The organism is Nocardia grenadensis NBRC 108939 (genome assembly GCF_001613445.1).
Classification (GTDB): Bacteria; Actinomycetota; Actinomycetes; order Mycobacteriales; family Mycobacteriaceae; genus Nocardia; species Nocardia grenadensis.
Genome location: NZ_BDCJ01000002.1, coordinates 22810 through 36468 on the forward strand (window position 1 = coordinate 22810; position 13659 = coordinate 36468).

Below are 13659 nucleotides of genomic sequence, written 5' to 3' on the forward strand. Positions count from 1 at the left end.
GATGCAGACGACGGCGGTCCTGTCCCGCGATCCGGCGGCACCGTTCTCGGTGGAAACGGTGGACCTCGACGAGCCCCGCGACGACGAAATCCTGGTGCGAATCGCCGCCGCTGGTATCTGTCACACCGACCTGGCGAATCGGGTGCTGGGTAAACCGGACCGGCCGGTCCTGCTCGGCCACGAGGGCGCCGGGACCGTCGAATCGGTCGGGTCGGCGGTGACTTCGGTGGCGCCGGGCGACCACGTGGTCCTCACCTTCCGGCACTGCGGTGCCTGCCCGAACTGCGCGGCCGGGCGGCCGGCCTACTGCCGGAATTCCACCGCGCTCAATCACTTCGGTCGCCGACCGGACCGCTCCCCGCGGGTCACGGTCGCAGGCCTGCCGGTCCGGGACGGTTTCTTCGGTCAATCCAGTTTCGCCGGCTACGCGCTGGCCACCGCGGACAATACAATCGTCGTCGACCCGGCGGCCGATCCGGCCGTCGCCGCCTCGTTCGGCTGCGGCTTCCAGACCGGCGCCGGCGCGGTGCTGAACGCGTTGCGGCCGGAATCGGGGGCCTGGCTGGCAATCTACGGTGCCGGCGCGGTGGGGTCGGCGGCACTACTGGCCGCCCGCACGGTGCCCGGGGTCCGCACCGTGGTGGTGGAGACGGCGGCGGCCCGCCGGGAGCTGGCCCGCGACCTGGGGGCCGACGAGGTACTGGATCCAGGGGCGGCCGATACGGTCGCCGTGATCGGGGAAATCACCGGGGGTGGTGCGACGCACGCCCTGGACACCACCGGGTCGCCGAAAGTACTGGCCGCGGCCTTCGCGGCGCTGGGCACCGGCGCCACCGTGGTCGCGGTCGGGCTGGGCGCGGGTGTCCCGCAGATCGATGTGCGCGATCTGGTGTTGAGCGGCAAAACGGTTCGCGGTTGCCTCGAAGGCGATGCCGAACCGGCCACCTTCATCCCGCACCTGCTCGATCTGCACACCCGCGGGCTGCTTCCGGTGGACCGGCTGGTGACCCGTTTCCCCTACACCGAGATCGACAAGGCCCTCGCCGCGCAGCACGAGGGCACGGTGATCAAACCGGTACTCACCTGGTAGTCATCCGGCCGTGTTCGGTGTCCGGACATCTGCGCGACGAAACCCGTTACGGTACCGCACATCCCGATGTCGTATCCGGAGTCCGTGCTGCGGAGGCCGGGCGGACGGCGCCGTTCGCCCGGTGCGCGGTGCCGGACAGTGGCAAGGTCGATCGCGATGCCCGATACCGTGCCGATCCGGGACCATGTCGCGGAATTCCTGCACACCCATTGCGATCTGGAGTTCGACGAGATCCCGCGCGAGGCCGCCTTGGACGATCTCGACGTGGATTCGTTGACGATCCTGTCGATCGTCGTGCTGGTGGAGAAGGCGTACGGCCTCGGGCTGTCCCAGCGGCAGGTCGCCGCCGCCCGGACCTCCGATCTCATGGGACTGCTCGGTGTGCGGACGGCCGCCCGGCCCTGATCCGGTCCGTCCGGCCCGCGCGGATCGTCCGCCGCTCGCCGCCGCGGCGGAGCACGCCGGACGGCGGGCGTGTCGAGGCCGTGTTGTAACAGCTCGGTGACCCGCGCGGAGCCGCCCGGTCGATCCGCGGAATTGGATGCCGATCGATAGCGGGAACCTCCAGGACGCGCGTGTCGCGCATACGACACGCCGCCGCTCACCGGCCCGACCAGAAAAAACCGGTGAGTCTCACCCCATCGCGCCCCGATTTGCGCTTCAATAACCGGTCGGGTTCGGCTTTACGGAATCGGCATTCGCCGCCACCGCATGTACCGGCATCCGAGAGGGGCACGACCAGATGAGCACGATCCTCACTGCACTGCACGATGGCCTTCCGGCACTGCACGACCACTACGCCGTACTCGCCCAGCTGGGTGATCCGAGTCCGGAAGCACCCCCGCTGTCGGACAAGATCATCCAGATGACCAGGTACCTCACCTGGTTCGTCCTGTTGTCCGGTGTCACTTCGATAGTCTTCGGCGGCGGCAAGTTCGCCTGGGAGAAGTGGAACGGCGGTGCGCTGACGGCGCCCAAACAGATCGCCGGCGCCATGGCCGGCGGTGTGGTGGCGACGAGCGCCGGGACGATCATGAACGCGATCATGGGCTGACGTCCGGCGGGTTCCGCCGTCCGGGCGTGGGCTCGTGGAACGCGCTCGGCGCCTCCGCCGAGGTGCGGCGAGCGCGAGCGGAGGGGCCCGCCCGTCGGGCCGATGTTAGATTCGAGCGGTGTACTCCGGTCTCGCGGGCGTGCTGGCGCGCTGGTTGCTACCGGCCGTGCTGGCGGTGGCCGTTTCGGGTATGCACCATCTGCCTGCCCGAGCCGGCAGTACGACGCACCATCCGGAGGCCGGCTCCCCGGCACTCGTCTCGGCGGCGTTCGTCCCGGAGGTGGGACGGTCGCGCGAGGAGGCGGCGCGGCCGTGCTGTCCGTCCTCGTCCGGTGCGCACGTGCCGGCCCCGCGCGACGACGCCCCGGCCGGCCACGGTGCAGGCCACGATCTACTGCACCTGTGCCTGGCCGTCCTGATGGCCGCGCTGGCCTCGGTACTGATCTTCGCGGCGCTGCGGCGATATCCGTTCGCGAGGCAACCGGTGCCCGCGGCCACGGCCCGGCCGCGGGCGCTGGCCCGGCCACCACCTGTGCCCATAGCGCAGCGCCTGGCAGTTCTGGGCGTGTTGCGGTTGTGATCGGCGCCCGCCGGACCCGTATCCCGGGTCGCGGTGCCGCTTGGTCCCACGCAACACACACTTGAATTCGCAGGAGCAACCATGATCGGAAAACTACGCACCGGAACCGCGCTCGCGGTCCTGATCAGTGCGGTCGTACTGACCGGATGCGGTAACGGTGACGACAACACCGCTCCGGTGACCTCGTCGCCGGCCGGCACCGCCACGGCGAGCGAGCAGGCGGCCGGTGCGCACAATCAGGCCGATATCCGTTTCGCCGAGGGGATGATCCCGCATCATCGCCAGGCCGTGGAGATGGCCGCGCTGGTGCCGTCCCGTTCGAGCGATCCGGCGGTGATCGATCTGGCCGCGCGGATACAGCAGGCGCAGGATCCGGAGATCACCACCATGACCGGATGGCTACGGGACTGGGGCGTCGCGGTACCCGAGGGCAGCGGGCACGGCGGAATGGACCACGAAACCATGCCGGGCATGATGACCCACGAGCAGATGATGCAGCTCGAGGCGGCCCGGGGTCCGGAATTCGACCGGATGTGGCTCACCATGATGATCGACCACCACGAGGGTGCGGTGCAGATGGCCGGAACCGAACTGGCCGAGGGTGCCGACCCCGACGCCAAGGCGCTGGCGCAGCAGATCGCCGATGCACAGCGGGCCGAGATCCAGCAGATGCAGGAACTGCTGAACGGCTGACACCGAGAGGGCCGGCGCGTGTATACACGCGCCGGTCCTTCCGCTCCAAGAGCTCCGAGCACGCGTCAGTGGGTGGCCTCCGGGCCGGTCCGATGAGTGCGGCGATCGGGGTGGTGAGCGCGGCGGCAATCGTCGCGTTGCGCCACGGCGGGTCGGCGCGCTCGCTGTCGGGCACCCCGCCGCCGATCTGCACCGTGGCGCCGGGGCCGCGGGAAACCGACGGGATGCGCGCCGCCGATCACCGGGTCAGACCCTGTGGGGTGTCGGCATCGTCGGGCGAACCGGTGCCGTCGCACGGCACCCGCTGAACCAGTGCGGAATTGGCGGCGAGGAATCCGCGCGCGCCGATATCGCCGACCGCTTCGGCGGCCACCGCCGCGAAGTATTCGGCGCCGAGCAGCACCGGATGTCCGGGACGGCCGTTGTAGGTGGCGGTCGCGAGGCGGGCGCCGCAGGTGAGCAGTTTGCGGACGGCTTCGGCACCGAGCCACGGCATATCGACGGGGACGACCACGGCCGCGGTTTCGTGGACTGCCGCCAGGCCGGTGGTCAGCGAGGAACCCATCCCGGTCGCCCACCGTGGATTGTGCACCACCGTGGCCCCGCGCACCCGCAACTCTACCGCGCCGGAGACCACGACCACCCGGGCGCAACCCCCGTCGCGGAGCAGGCGCACGGCCCGGTCGACCAGCCGTTCGCCCTCGAACAGCACCTCGGCCTTCGGTTTTCCGAAACGCCGGCCGGCGCCCGCGGCGAGTACCAGTCCCGCGACGCCGTTTCCGTCATCCATGCCGAGATCCTCGCCGATGTTCAGTTGCCGGGTGGGTCGATACCCAGCAGGGCCGTCTGTACCCGGTGTAACCGGTCCACATCACCGCGCAGCCCGGTCACGTTGTCCTGATAGAGGAATGCCTCGCCCAGCCGCACCAGGGAGTAGGCGAGCAGTGACCGTTCCAGCCGGGGTGTGTAGCCGTCCTGCTCCTCGGCCCGGGTGATGAGCTGTTCCACCGCGACGAGGATGCGTGGCTGGACCGGGCCGTCACTCGCGGTGAGGATGCGCAGGCCCGCCAGCGGCTCGTTCTCGAAGTACTGGCGGAACGGTTCGTTGCCGGCCATCCAGCGGTTGACCCGGTCCAGCACGCTGAGGATGCGCCGGGCGCCCGATTCGCGCCGGCGGGCGTCCGCGCGTTCGATGAGGGATTCGAATTCCCCGGCCAGCACGGCGCCGAGCACGCCGTCGCGGGAACCGAACCAGCGGTAGATGGAGGCGCGGCTCAGTTTGAGCTGGGCGGCGATCGCCTGGATGTCGACCCGTTCCCCGGCCAGGAAAGCCTGCCGGGCCAGTGCTACTACTTCTTCCCGGGTGGCCGAGGCCGGCCGGCCGGGCGGTCTGGAAGTGCGGCTCGCGGTGGTCACCACGTTATGGTACATGCATTGTCTTGTGTATCTAAAAGTGGTGGTGGTCCGGTCGTGGGTATCGAGTGTAGAGCGGGTCGGACCGGCTGGGTCAGCGGGGATCGCGCCGACCACCGGCCGCCTTCCCGGGTGACCTGCACCGGATGGTCGAACGCCGCGGAAATATTCGCGGTGGTGATAGTTTCGGCCGCCGGGCCCGCCGCGACCGTCCGCCCGTTGGCGATCAGCAGCGCATGGCCGGTCGTCGTCGGCAACTCCTCGAGATGGTGGGTCACCAGGACGGAGGCGAGTTCGGGGTAGGCCCGGTCCAGCGCGTCGATCGTATGCAGCAGCTGTTCCCGGGCGGCCACATCGAGCCCGGTGGTCGGTTCGTCGAGTAGTAGCAGGCGCGGTGCGGTGATCAGCGCGCGGGCGATGAGGGTCCGCCCACGTTCCCCCTGGGAGAGGGTGAACCAGGAGCGTTCGGCCTTCGCGGCCATTCCTACCGCGACGAGTGCTTCTGTCGCCGCCGCGATCTGGGCGTCGGTCGGTGCCCAGCGCGGCGGGGTGTCCACAGTCCCGGTGAGTCCGGTCAGCACCACATCGCGCACCGGCAGCGGTGAGCGCAGCGGATGCCGCGGGTCGACATGCCCGATCGAGCGCCGCAGCCGCTGCAGCTCGGCGCGGCCGAGCTGCTCGCCGAGCACCCGGACAGTGCCGGTGGTCGGGTGGGTCACGGCGCCGCAGAAACCCAGGAGTGTGCTCTTGCCCGCGCCGTTGGGGCCCAGCAGGGCCCAGTGCTCACCCGCGCGCACCGTGAGCGAGATACCGTCGATGATCTGGTTGCCGTCGCGCCGGAAAGTGACATCGGTCAGCTCCAGGACGGGTGTGGTCACGAGAAGGCCTCCTTGATGGCGCGCAGATGATCCCGGCTGAGTGCGGTCGCGGCGTCCGGGTCGCGGGCGGCGATGGCGGCGGCGAGCCGCTCGTGCGCCGCGTGATCGGTGGGTGGGGAGGGGAGCGGGTGGATGTGCAGCATATCGATCATCGCGATCCGCAGCCGCGGCAGGAAGGTATCGAACAGCTGGATCAGTATGTCGTTGTGCGCGGCCACGATCACGGCGCGATGGAAGGCCGTATCGGCATCGACGTGCTCGGGTACCGAGAGGCCGGGCGCCGCGCGGCCGGCCAGGGTGCGGAGCTTCTCCTCGACCGCCACGGCGGGGCCTGAACGATCGGCCACCCCGCCGCGGTGCTGCGCGCGGCCGGAAGTCCCGCCTGAGACCGGTGGGGCTCCGTCCCTGGTGCGCCCGTCGATCCGTTCGCGCAGCAGATCCGCGTGCCCGTTGAGCCGGGCGTAGTCCTCGATGAGATGTAGATACACCCAACACAGGCTTCGGTGCTGTCGGGGTGACGACAGCGGTGGTCGAGCCCGCGCTCGGCCACCGGCCGCGTCCGCCACCCGTATCTCGCGCCGGTACACCGCGAAACCGGTGGCCGGATGCGCGCGACCCGTCAGAACCAGTTCTCGCGCATATCGAGGGTGGTGGTGTCCAGGCCGGCGAGCAGATCCAGCTGTGGGCCGGTGCGGGGCAGCTCATGGCGGAAGAAGTAGCGGGCGGCGTGCCGTTTGCCGTCGTAGAAGTCGCCGTCGCGGCCGTGGGCGGCAACCGTCTGCGCCAGCCAGATCCAGGCCACCACATGGTGGCCGAACGCCTCCAGGTAGACCGAGCTGTTGGCCAGGGCGACCTCGATATCGCCGGCCGCGAACAGGCCGCCGGTCACCGCGACCAGCCGGCTCCAGGATTCGTCGAGCCGGTCGGCGAGCTCGGCGGTCTCCCCGCCGAGTGCCCGGGCGGCCGCGAGGGTTTCCCGGATCCTGGTGTCGAGTTCACGCAGGCTCGCGCCCGATTGCTGGGTCACCTTGCGGCCCAGTAGGTCCAGGCCCTGGATGCCGTGCGTCCCCTCGTGGATCGGGTTGAGCCGGTTGTCGCGGTAGTGCTGTTCGACGTTGTACTCGCGGGTGTAGCCGTAACCGCCGAGGACCTGGATGGCGAGATCGTTGGCGGTCAGACACCACTGGGAGGGCCAGCTCTTGGCGATCGGGGTGAGGATGTCCAGCAGCAGGGTGAGCGCGCGGCGTTCGTCGTCGGAACCGGCGGTCCGTTGTTCGTCGATGAGCCGCGCGCAGTACAGCACCAACGCCAAGCCGCCCTCGGCGTAGCTCTTCTGTGCCAGCAACATTCGCTTCACATCGGCGTGTTCGATGATCGGGCGCTGCGGAGAGGCCGGGTCGGCGGCGCCCTTGGTGCGGCCCTGTGGGCGGTCGCGGGCGTACTCGAGCGATTCGAGGTAGCCGGTGTAGCCGAGTGCCGCGGCGACCAGCCCGACTCCGCTGCGGGCCTCGTTCATCATGTGGAACATGTACTTCAGCCCCTGGTGCGGTGCACCGACCAGATAGCCGATCGCGCCGGGGGAGCGGTCCGGCGTCCAGCGGCCCTCACCGAAGTTGAGCACGGTATTGACGGTGCCGCGGAAACCCATCTTGTGATTGAGCCCGGCCAGCGTCACGTCATTGCGTTCGCCGCGGGAACCGTCCTCGTTCACCAGATAGCGGGGGACCACGAACAGTGAGATGCCCTTGGTGCCCACCGGCCCGCCGGGGATCTTGGCCAGCACCAGGTGCACGATATTGTCCCCGAGTTCGTGGTCACCGCCGGAGATCCACATCTTGGTGCCGAAGATGCGGTAGGTGCCGTCATCGCGCGGTTCGGCCCGGGTGACGATATCGGCCAGCGAGGAACCGGCCTGGGGTTCGGACAGGCACATGGTGCCGAAGTAGCGGCCTTCCAGCATCGGTGGGACGAAACGTCGCACCAGTTCTTCGTCGGCGTGCGCGATGAGCAGATTGGCGTTGCCGATGGTGAGCAGCGGGTAAGCGCTGGTACCAGGGTTGGCGGCGTGGAACCAGGCGAAGGCGGCCTGGGCCACCGCGGCCGGGAGTTGCGCGCCGCCCAGCTCCGCGTCCATGGTGGCCCCGACCATGCCCGCGTCGGCGAACGCGGTCAGTGCGGTGCGCACCTCCGGGATGATGGTGACCGTCTCGCCGTCGAAGCTGGGTTCGTGGGCGTCGTTGAGTTTGTTGTGGGTGGCGAAGTACCTGGTGGCCAGCTGTTCGCTCAGGTCGAGGACGGCGTCGAAGGTCTGGCGTGAATGGTCGGAGAAGCGCGGCCGCCGGGTCAGGTCCTCGACCGCGAGCCATTCGTGGAGCAGGAACTCGAGGTCGCGCCGGGACAGCAGAGTAGACCGCATAACACCCTTTCGGTACAAGTTATCGCCAGAGTATCAAATGTCGTGCGGCGGTCGGCGCTCTGCCGGTCCACCACCCGTCTCCGACCTTCCTCCGGTGGTGAGGCGCCACATGTACGCGGGCGCCGCCGGGTTATGCTGGGCGCGGCGATGGATCTCCGCCGAGACGCCCGCAGGGATGTCTGAACCGCCTCGTATTCCGGGGGCTGATGGTTCCTTCCCCCATGGAAGGAGTCTGTCCTATGGCCGAGCATGCGGATCCACATCCGGCTCTACCCATCGATCCCGACACTTCGACCACTGCTGTCACCCCGCTGCATCTGCGGGTGTGGGCGGTCGTGGCGGTCGGGGTCGGCGGGGTGTTCGGTGCTCCGCTGCGATACCAGCTCGGTGTGTGGTTTCCGCATTCGGTGGGTGAGTGGCCGGTGACGACGTTCGCGATCAACACTGCCGGTGCGTTCGCGCTGGGTTGGCTGCTCGAAGGGTTGACGCGGCTCGGCCCCGACAACGGCTGGCGGCGGCGGGCACGGCTGGGTGTGGGTACCGGATTTCTGGGGGCATTCACCACCTACAGCACCTTGGCCGTGGATACCGACCTGTTGCTACGGGGCCACCACTGGTCGTCCGCGGCCACCTACGCGGTGGGCACCGTATCGGCCGGGCTGGTGGCCACCGCCACGGGTATCGCGGTAGGTGCGCGGATGCGGTCCGGGCGGGCGAAAGGGCTGTGATGACCACGGTATGGATCGCGGTCGCCGGCAGCGCCGGCGCGATGGCACGGTTCGTGCTGGACGGGGTTATCAAGCATCGCCGCACATCGCAGTTTCCCTGGGCCACGTTGGTGATCAACGTCACCGGTTCGCTCATCCTCGGGGTCGTCACCGGTGTAGTGCTGTTCCACGGTGCCGCCCGTGACCTCGAACTGATTGTCGGTGTCGGGTTCTGTGGCGGGTACACCACCTTCAGTACCGCCAGTTTCGAGACCGTGCGCCTGATCCAGAACCAGCGCTACGCGGCGGCGACCGGTAACGCGTTCGGCAGCCTGCTGATCACACTGGCGGCCGGCGGTGCCGGCCTGGCGCTGGCCGGACTGTGAGGAGTGGGGAGTGATGACCGACCACGACGACCGCGAGCCCCCACCCGGCGGTGCGGGTTGGCGGGCTCCGCACCGGATCGACGGCCCCATATCGCCCACCGTGGCCCGCTGCCATCTGGTGGTCGGGTTCGACCGCCACCCTGCCGGCCACGCCGCCCTGTCCTACGCGCTCGACCTCGGGGCCCGGATCGGCGCGTTCCTGCATGTGGCGCATATCGTCGACACCGACGACCTGCCGATCGACCCCGATGCGGCGGACTGGGAACGAGCCGTGACCGAGGCGGTCGAGCGGGAACGTCGTACGGCCTGCGCGATGCTCGAACACGCAGCGGGGCCCTGGGCCTACTACAGCCGCCCGGGTCGCCCGGCGCAGCTGCTGGCCGGGCTCGCCGACGCCTACGACGCGGAGATGATCATCATCGGTGCTTCCCGCGGCGGGCTGGTATCGCTGCTGGAGCGGCTGCTGGGGGAATCGGTCTCCGCAACGCTGGTCCACCACGCCCACCGGCCTGTGCTCCTGGTCCCCGCACCCGCGAGGGCTCGGAAACCGGACGGAGCGTGATCCGCGACGCACCCGGTCGGCGGAACTCCTGAATTCAGGAGTACCGGGCAGAACACGGCCTGGGCGGTAGGCGGCGCGCGATCCCGTCGGGCGCCGCGACCGAGCGCCGACGAAACCGGTCCCGCCGACGGCTCCCACCGGTTCCTACCACCGCGCGGGTCAGGCGCTCTCCTCCCGGGCGAGCAGCGCCAGGATCGCGCCGGCCATGGCGGCCGGATCGCCGTCCTCCGGGCGCAGCACCAGTGCCGGTGCGATCGGCGCCTCGTAGGGATCGTCGATACCGGTGAAACCACGAACCTCGCCGGCCCGGGCCTTCGCGTAGAGGCCTTTGGGGTCGCGGGCCTCGCACACCTCCAGCGGGGTGTCCACGAAAACCTCCACGAAGGGAATGCCCGCGGTGGTGTGCGTGTCCCGCGCACGCTCCCGATCGGCCCGGTAGGGGCTGATGAGCGAGACGATGGCGACGGTTCCGGATTCGGCGAACAGCCGGGCTACCTCACCCACCCGGCGGATGTTCTCGGTGCGATCGGCCGCGCCGAAACCCAGATCCGCGTTCAGGCCGTGGCGCAGATTGTCGCCGTCGAGCAGAAACGCCGGGCGCCCCGCGGCCACCAGGCGGCGCTCGAGTTCCACCGCCACCGAGGATTTCCCGGAGCCCGACAGTCCGGTGAGCCAGACGATCAGCCCCCGGGTCGCGCGTTCGGACCGCTCCACCGCGCTCGCGTGCCACACCACCCGAGAGGAGGGCAGGCTCGGCCCGGTGATCATCCCGGCGCCCACGGTATCGCCGGTAGTGTCGTCGACCAGCAGGAAACTACCCGTGGTGCGGTTGCGGCGATACGGGTCGAACTGCAGCGGCTGCCGGGTGCGCAACTGCACCCGGCCGATCTCGTTGAGCGACAGCGCGGTCGCCTCCTCGTCCCGGTGCAGCGTGTTCACATCGAGGCGGTAGTCCAGCGAGCGGATCTGCGCGGGCATACTGCGGGTGGTGTGGCGGACGGTATAGGATGCGCCGGGGCGCAGCCGGCCCTCGTCGCTGAACCAGCACACCATGGTGTCCAGATCCCGGCCGACCTGCGGGCGGTTGGCGGGCCGGCAGAGCATATCGCCGCGGCCGATATCGAGTTGATCGGCGAGGGCAACCGTGACCGCCTGCGGGGGGAACGCCTGCTCGAGCGGTACCCCGCCGGGCCCCCAGATCCCGGTGACCGTGGTCGTGAGACCCGAGGGCAGCACGCTGATCTCGTCGCCGGCCGACCAGACCCCGCTGGCGACGGTGCCCGCGTAGCCGCGGAAATCCGGTGTGTGGCTGCGGATCACGTACTGCACCGGCAGGCGCGCGTCGATGAGGTTGCGGTCCGAGGCGATATGCACCTCTTCGAGGTGGTGCAGTAGCGGGGTGCCCTCGTACCAGTCCATGGTGGCGCTGCGGTGCACGATATTGTCGCCGTGCAGCGCCGACATCGGGATGAAGGTCAGGTCGGCGATCTGCAGTCGGGAGGCGAAACCGGCGAATTCCTCCCGGATCTCGGCGAACCGCTGCGCCGAATAATCCACCAGATCCATCTTGTTCACACACAGCACCAGGTGCGGGACGCCCAGCAGCGAGGCCAGGAACGCGTGCCGGCGGGTCTGTTCGACCACCCCGTGCCGGGCGTCGACCAGGATGAGCGCGAGGTCGGCGGTGGAGGCTCCGGTGACCATATTGCGGGTGTACTGCACATGCCCCGGGGTGTCGGCGATGATGAACTTGCGCCGCGGGGTCGCGAAATAGCGGTGCGCGACATCGATGGTGATGCCCTGCTCGCGTTCGGCGCGCAGGCCGTCGGTGAGCAGCGCGAGATCGGGGTAGTCCTGGCCACGTTCACGGCTGGTGCGTTCCACCGCGTCGAGCTGGTCGGTGAACAGGGTTTTGGAATCGAAGAGGAGCCGTCCGATCAGCGTGGACTTCCCGTCGTCGACGCTGCCCGCGGTGGCCAGGCGCAGCAGGGTGCTCATCAGAAGTAGCCCTCTCGTTTACGGTCTTCCATCCCGGCCTCGGAGATCCGGTCGTCGGCGCGGGTCGCGCCGCGTTCGGTGACCCGCGCGGTCGCCACTTCCTCGACGACCTCGGCGGGGGTGGCGGCGGTCGATTCCACGCAGCCGGTGCAGGTGGCGTCGCCCACGGTGCGGAAGCGCACCAGCGCTTCCTGGGGTTCCTCACCGTCGAGCAGGGTCAGGAACCTGGTGTGCGCGAGCAGCATGCCGTCGCGCTGGACCACCGGGCGGCGGTGCGCGTAGTACAGCGACGGCAGGTCGATACCTTCGCTCGCGATATAGGTCCAGATGTCGAGTTCGGTCCAGTTGGACAGAGGAAACACCCGGATATGTTCGCCGGGGCGGTGTTTGCCGTTGTAGAGGTTCCACAGTTCGGGGCGCTGCCGGCGCGGATCCCACTGGCCGAATTCGTCGCGGAAACTGAAGACCCGTTCCTTGGCGCGGGCCTTCTCCTCGTCGCGCCGGGCGCCGCCGAAGACCGCGTCGAACCGGCCCTCGCGCAGGGTGCGCAGCAGGGTGGCGGTCTGCAACCGGTTGCGGCTGGACCGGGGCCCGGTGTCCTCGGTGACCCGCCCGGCGTCGATATCGTCCTGGACCCGGCCGACGAGCAGGCGTAACCCGTACTTCGCGACGGCGGCGTCGCGATAGGCGATCACCTCGTCGAAATTGTGCCCGGTGTCGATGTGCAGGATCGGGAAGGGGACCGGGGCCGGCCAGAACGCCTTGGTGGCCAGATGCAACATCACCACCGAATCCTTGCCGCCGGAGAACAGCAGGACGGGACGTTCGAAGGTGGCGGCCACCTCCCGGAGGATATGGACCGATTCGGCCTCGAGTGCGGCCTGATGCGAGAGCTCGTATGTACTCGCCGCCGACTTCGTGTGCTGGCTCACGCCTAAAAACTAGAACACGTTTCTATATTTGGTCAACGGTTTGCCGGCGGCCGGCCACCCGCCGCGGCGGTGACCGCGTCGGCCGCGGCCACCAGTGCGGCGCCCCGGCGAGCGATTTCCGCGCCGGTGATCGGTTTGCCGACGTACATGGTGAGCACCAGTTGCTGGCGGCCGGCCACGTCGTAGGTCGGTGCGGCGAGCAGGCTCACCGGATGTTCCTTGCGCGGTCGCAGGTCGGAGCCCAGATAGACCCGTTCGCCGAGGGTGCCGACCAGCTCGGCGACCGCGGTGCGCAGCTCCTCGGGCAGATCCAGACCGGCTACTCCGGCGAGCAGTGAATACAGCCGGCGGCCCGCACCGGTCATGCTCTCCACCAGGTAGCCGCGCTCGCGGCATTCGGCCACGATATGGCGCAGCAGGGTCTCGTCCTGGTGTAGTGGGACGGTCGGCGCGGTGGCGCGCCAGGCGTCGAAAGCGGCCTCGGTGTCCCAGAGCACGTACATGAGCCCGACCGGTGGGGCGAACCGGTAGGTGGCCCCGACCTGCACCATTGCCGGTCCGGCGCTGTCCAGGACGCTGATCCGTTCGCCTACCACCGCGGAGGCGGTGCAGGTGGTGCCGTAGGTCGCGCTCAATCGTTCCAGTTCGGGATGGGCGAGCGCGGCGATGGAGAAACTCTCCTGGGCCACCTGGCCCGCGGCGATCAGGGCCGGGCCCGGGCCATACTCGCGAGTGCGCGGATCGCGGGTGAGGTAGCCGGCCGCGGTGAGCTCGGTGAGGATGCCCAGGCAGGTGGGTTTGGCCAGGCCCAGGTCGCGGGCCATTTCGGAAAGTCCGGTCCGGCGGCCGCGCCGGGCGACGACATAGTCGATCACCTGGACCACGCGCTGGGTGGGAGCGGACCGGCGCCCGACTTCGCGCACCTCCGAAACCTCTGCCGTCATTGACCA

At 69.4% G+C, this 13659-nt stretch carries 15 protein-coding genes, 2 pseudogenes and 1 riboswitch; of the genes and pseudogenes, 8 read left to right on the forward strand and 9 right to left on the reverse strand.

The genetic code is table 11. The features are described from left to right. The first annotated feature begins 1 nt into the window (after position 1). From NGR01S_RS01125 to NGR01S_RS01145, 5 genes are all read left to right on the forward strand, one after another. On the forward strand, positions 2 to 1090 hold the full coding sequence (locus tag NGR01S_RS01125) for an NAD(P)-dependent alcohol dehydrogenase (protein ID WP_063034283.1): 1089 nt from the start codon (positions 2 to 4) through the stop codon (positions 1088 to 1090). A 156-nt stretch (positions 1091 to 1246) separates the two neighbouring features. Beyond that, positions 1247 to 1495: a phosphopantetheine-binding protein gene (locus NGR01S_RS01130; protein WP_063034284.1), complete on the forward strand. Its 249-nt coding sequence runs from the start codon at positions 1247 to 1249 to the stop codon at positions 1493 to 1495. A 337-nt stretch (positions 1496 to 1832) separates the two neighbouring features. Further along, positions 1833 to 2144: a hypothetical protein gene (locus NGR01S_RS01135; protein WP_063034285.1), complete on the forward strand. Its 312-nt coding sequence runs from the start codon at positions 1833 to 1835 to the stop codon at positions 2142 to 2144. A gap of 118 nt (positions 2145 to 2262) precedes the next feature. Continuing rightward, on the forward strand, positions 2263 to 2724 hold the full coding sequence (locus NGR01S_RS01140) for a hypothetical protein (RefSeq protein WP_063034286.1): 462 nt from the start codon (positions 2263 to 2265) through the stop codon (positions 2722 to 2724). An 81-nt stretch (positions 2725 to 2805) separates the two neighbouring features. Next, positions 2806 to 3417 (forward strand): DUF305 domain-containing protein, encoded by a 612-nt coding sequence (locus NGR01S_RS01145; RefSeq protein WP_063034287.1) that lies wholly within the window; start codon positions 2806 to 2808, stop codon positions 3415 to 3417. Positions 3418 to 3655: 238 nt separating this feature from the next. On the opposite strand, the gene NGR01S_RS01150 is transcribed toward NGR01S_RS01145, so the two are convergent. From NGR01S_RS01150 to NGR01S_RS01170, 6 genes and pseudogenes are all read right to left on the reverse strand, one after another. Beyond that, positions 3656 to 4207, reverse strand: coding sequence for a nucleotidyltransferase family protein (locus NGR01S_RS01150; RefSeq protein ID WP_063034288.1), 552 nt, complete (start codon positions 4205 to 4207; stop codon positions 3656 to 3658). Positions 4208 to 4227: 20 nt separating this feature from the next. Beyond that, the gene (locus NGR01S_RS01155; RefSeq protein ID WP_245664375.1) at positions 4228 to 4833 is read right to left on the reverse strand and encodes a QsdR family transcriptional regulator; all 606 of its coding nucleotides are present in this window, start codon (positions 4831 to 4833) and stop codon (positions 4228 to 4230) included. Further along, positions 4830 to 5708, reverse strand: a complete 879-nt coding sequence (locus NGR01S_RS01160; RefSeq protein ID WP_084480274.1) for an ABC transporter ATP-binding protein — start codon at positions 5706 to 5708, stop codon at positions 4830 to 4832. The genes NGR01S_RS01155 and NGR01S_RS01160 overlap by 4 nt, the downstream gene beginning before the upstream one ends. Then, a pseudogene (locus NGR01S_RS32120) lies at positions 5705 to 6010 on the reverse strand (FadR/GntR family transcriptional regulator); the annotation flags it as partial. The gene NGR01S_RS01160 and the pseudogene NGR01S_RS32120, both read right to left, overlap by 4 nt. A gap of 171 nt (positions 6011 to 6181) precedes the next feature. Next, positions 6182 to 6295, reverse strand: a pseudogene (locus tag NGR01S_RS32125) (hypothetical protein); the annotation flags it as partial. A gap of 32 nt (positions 6296 to 6327) precedes the next feature. Then, entirely contained in the window at positions 6328 to 8124 is a 1797-nt protein-coding gene (locus NGR01S_RS01170) for an acyl-CoA dehydrogenase (protein ID WP_063034290.1), read from the reverse strand. A 134-nt stretch (positions 8125 to 8258) separates the two neighbouring features. Continuing rightward, positions 8259 to 8347, forward strand: a riboswitch (Fluoride riboswitch). A 16-nt stretch (positions 8348 to 8363) separates the two neighbouring features. On the opposite strand from NGR01S_RS01170, the gene NGR01S_RS01175 reads away from it, so the two are divergent. From NGR01S_RS01175 to NGR01S_RS01185, 3 genes are read left to right on the forward strand one after another with little or no spacing between them, the layout of a single operon-like run. Continuing rightward, positions 8364 to 8852, forward strand: a complete 489-nt coding sequence (locus NGR01S_RS01175; RefSeq protein ID WP_063034291.1) for a fluoride efflux transporter FluC — start codon at positions 8364 to 8366, stop codon at positions 8850 to 8852. After that, positions 8852 to 9217, forward strand: coding sequence for a fluoride efflux transporter CrcB (crcB, locus tag NGR01S_RS01180; RefSeq protein ID WP_063034292.1), 366 nt, complete (start codon positions 8852 to 8854; stop codon positions 9215 to 9217). Before NGR01S_RS01175 ends, crcB begins: the two co-directional genes overlap by 1 nt. 13 nt (positions 9218 to 9230) lie before the next feature. Then, positions 9231 to 9779 (forward strand): universal stress protein, encoded by a 549-nt coding sequence (locus tag NGR01S_RS01185; protein WP_063034478.1) that lies wholly within the window; start codon positions 9231 to 9233, stop codon positions 9777 to 9779. 159 nt (positions 9780 to 9938) lie between these two features. On the opposite strand, the gene cysC is transcribed toward NGR01S_RS01185, so the two are convergent. The 3 genes from cysC to NGR01S_RS01200 are packed head-to-tail and all read right to left on the reverse strand — an operon-like array spanning position 9939 to position 13653. Next, positions 9939 to 11777, reverse strand: a complete 1839-nt coding sequence (gene cysC / locus NGR01S_RS01190) for an adenylyl-sulfate kinase (RefSeq protein ID WP_063034293.1) — start codon at positions 11775 to 11777, stop codon at positions 9939 to 9941. Beyond that, entirely contained in the window at positions 11777 to 12709 is a 933-nt protein-coding gene (gene cysD, locus NGR01S_RS01195; protein ID WP_063034294.1) for a sulfate adenylyltransferase subunit CysD, read from the reverse strand. Before cysD ends, cysC begins: the two co-directional genes overlap by 1 nt. Before the next feature lie 32 nt (positions 12710 to 12741). Beyond that, the gene (locus tag NGR01S_RS01200) at positions 12742 to 13653 is read right to left on the reverse strand and encodes a helix-turn-helix domain-containing protein (RefSeq protein ID WP_063034295.1); all 912 of its coding nucleotides are present in this window, start codon (positions 13651 to 13653) and stop codon (positions 12742 to 12744) included. Positions 13654 to 13659: the final 6 nt, after the last annotated feature.

Bases quoted from the DNA above. Each gene is read 5' to 3' on its own strand.
- NGR01S_RS01125 (WP_063034283.1), top strand. From the start codon at position 2: ATGCAGACGACGGCGGTCCTGTCCCGCGATCCGGCGGCACCGTTCTCG.
- NGR01S_RS01130 (WP_063034284.1), top strand. From the start codon at position 1,247: ATGCCCGATACCGTGCCGATCCGGGACCATGTCGCGGAATTCCTGCAC.
- NGR01S_RS01135 (WP_063034285.1), top strand. From the start codon at position 1,833: ATGAGCACGATCCTCACTGCACTGCACGATGGCCTTCCGGCACTGCAC.
- NGR01S_RS01145 (WP_063034287.1), top strand. From the start codon at position 2,806: ATGATCGGAAAACTACGCACCGGAACCGCGCTCGCGGTCCTGATCAGT.
- NGR01S_RS01150 (WP_063034288.1), bottom strand. From the start codon at position 4,207: ATGGATGACGGAAACGGCGTCGCGGGACTGGTACTCGCCGCGGGCGCC.
- NGR01S_RS01170 (WP_063034290.1), bottom strand. From the start codon at position 8,124: ATGCGGTCTACTCTGCTGTCCCGGCGCGACCTCGAGTTCCTGCTCCAC.
- NGR01S_RS01175 (WP_063034291.1), top strand. From the start codon at position 8,364: ATGGCCGAGCATGCGGATCCACATCCGGCTCTACCCATCGATCCCGAC.
- crcB (WP_063034292.1), top strand. From the start codon at position 8,852: ATGACCACGGTATGGATCGCGGTCGCCGGCAGCGCCGGCGCGATGGCA.
- NGR01S_RS01185 (WP_063034478.1), top strand. From the start codon at position 9,231: ATGACCGACCACGACGACCGCGAGCCCCCACCCGGCGGTGCGGGTTGG.
- cysC (WP_063034293.1), bottom strand. From the start codon at position 11,777: ATGAGCACCCTGCTGCGCCTGGCCACCGCGGGCAGCGTCGACGACGGG.
- NGR01S_RS01200 (WP_063034295.1), bottom strand. From the start codon at position 13,653: ATGACGGCAGAGGTTTCGGAGGTGCGCGAAGTCGGGCGCCGGTCCGCT.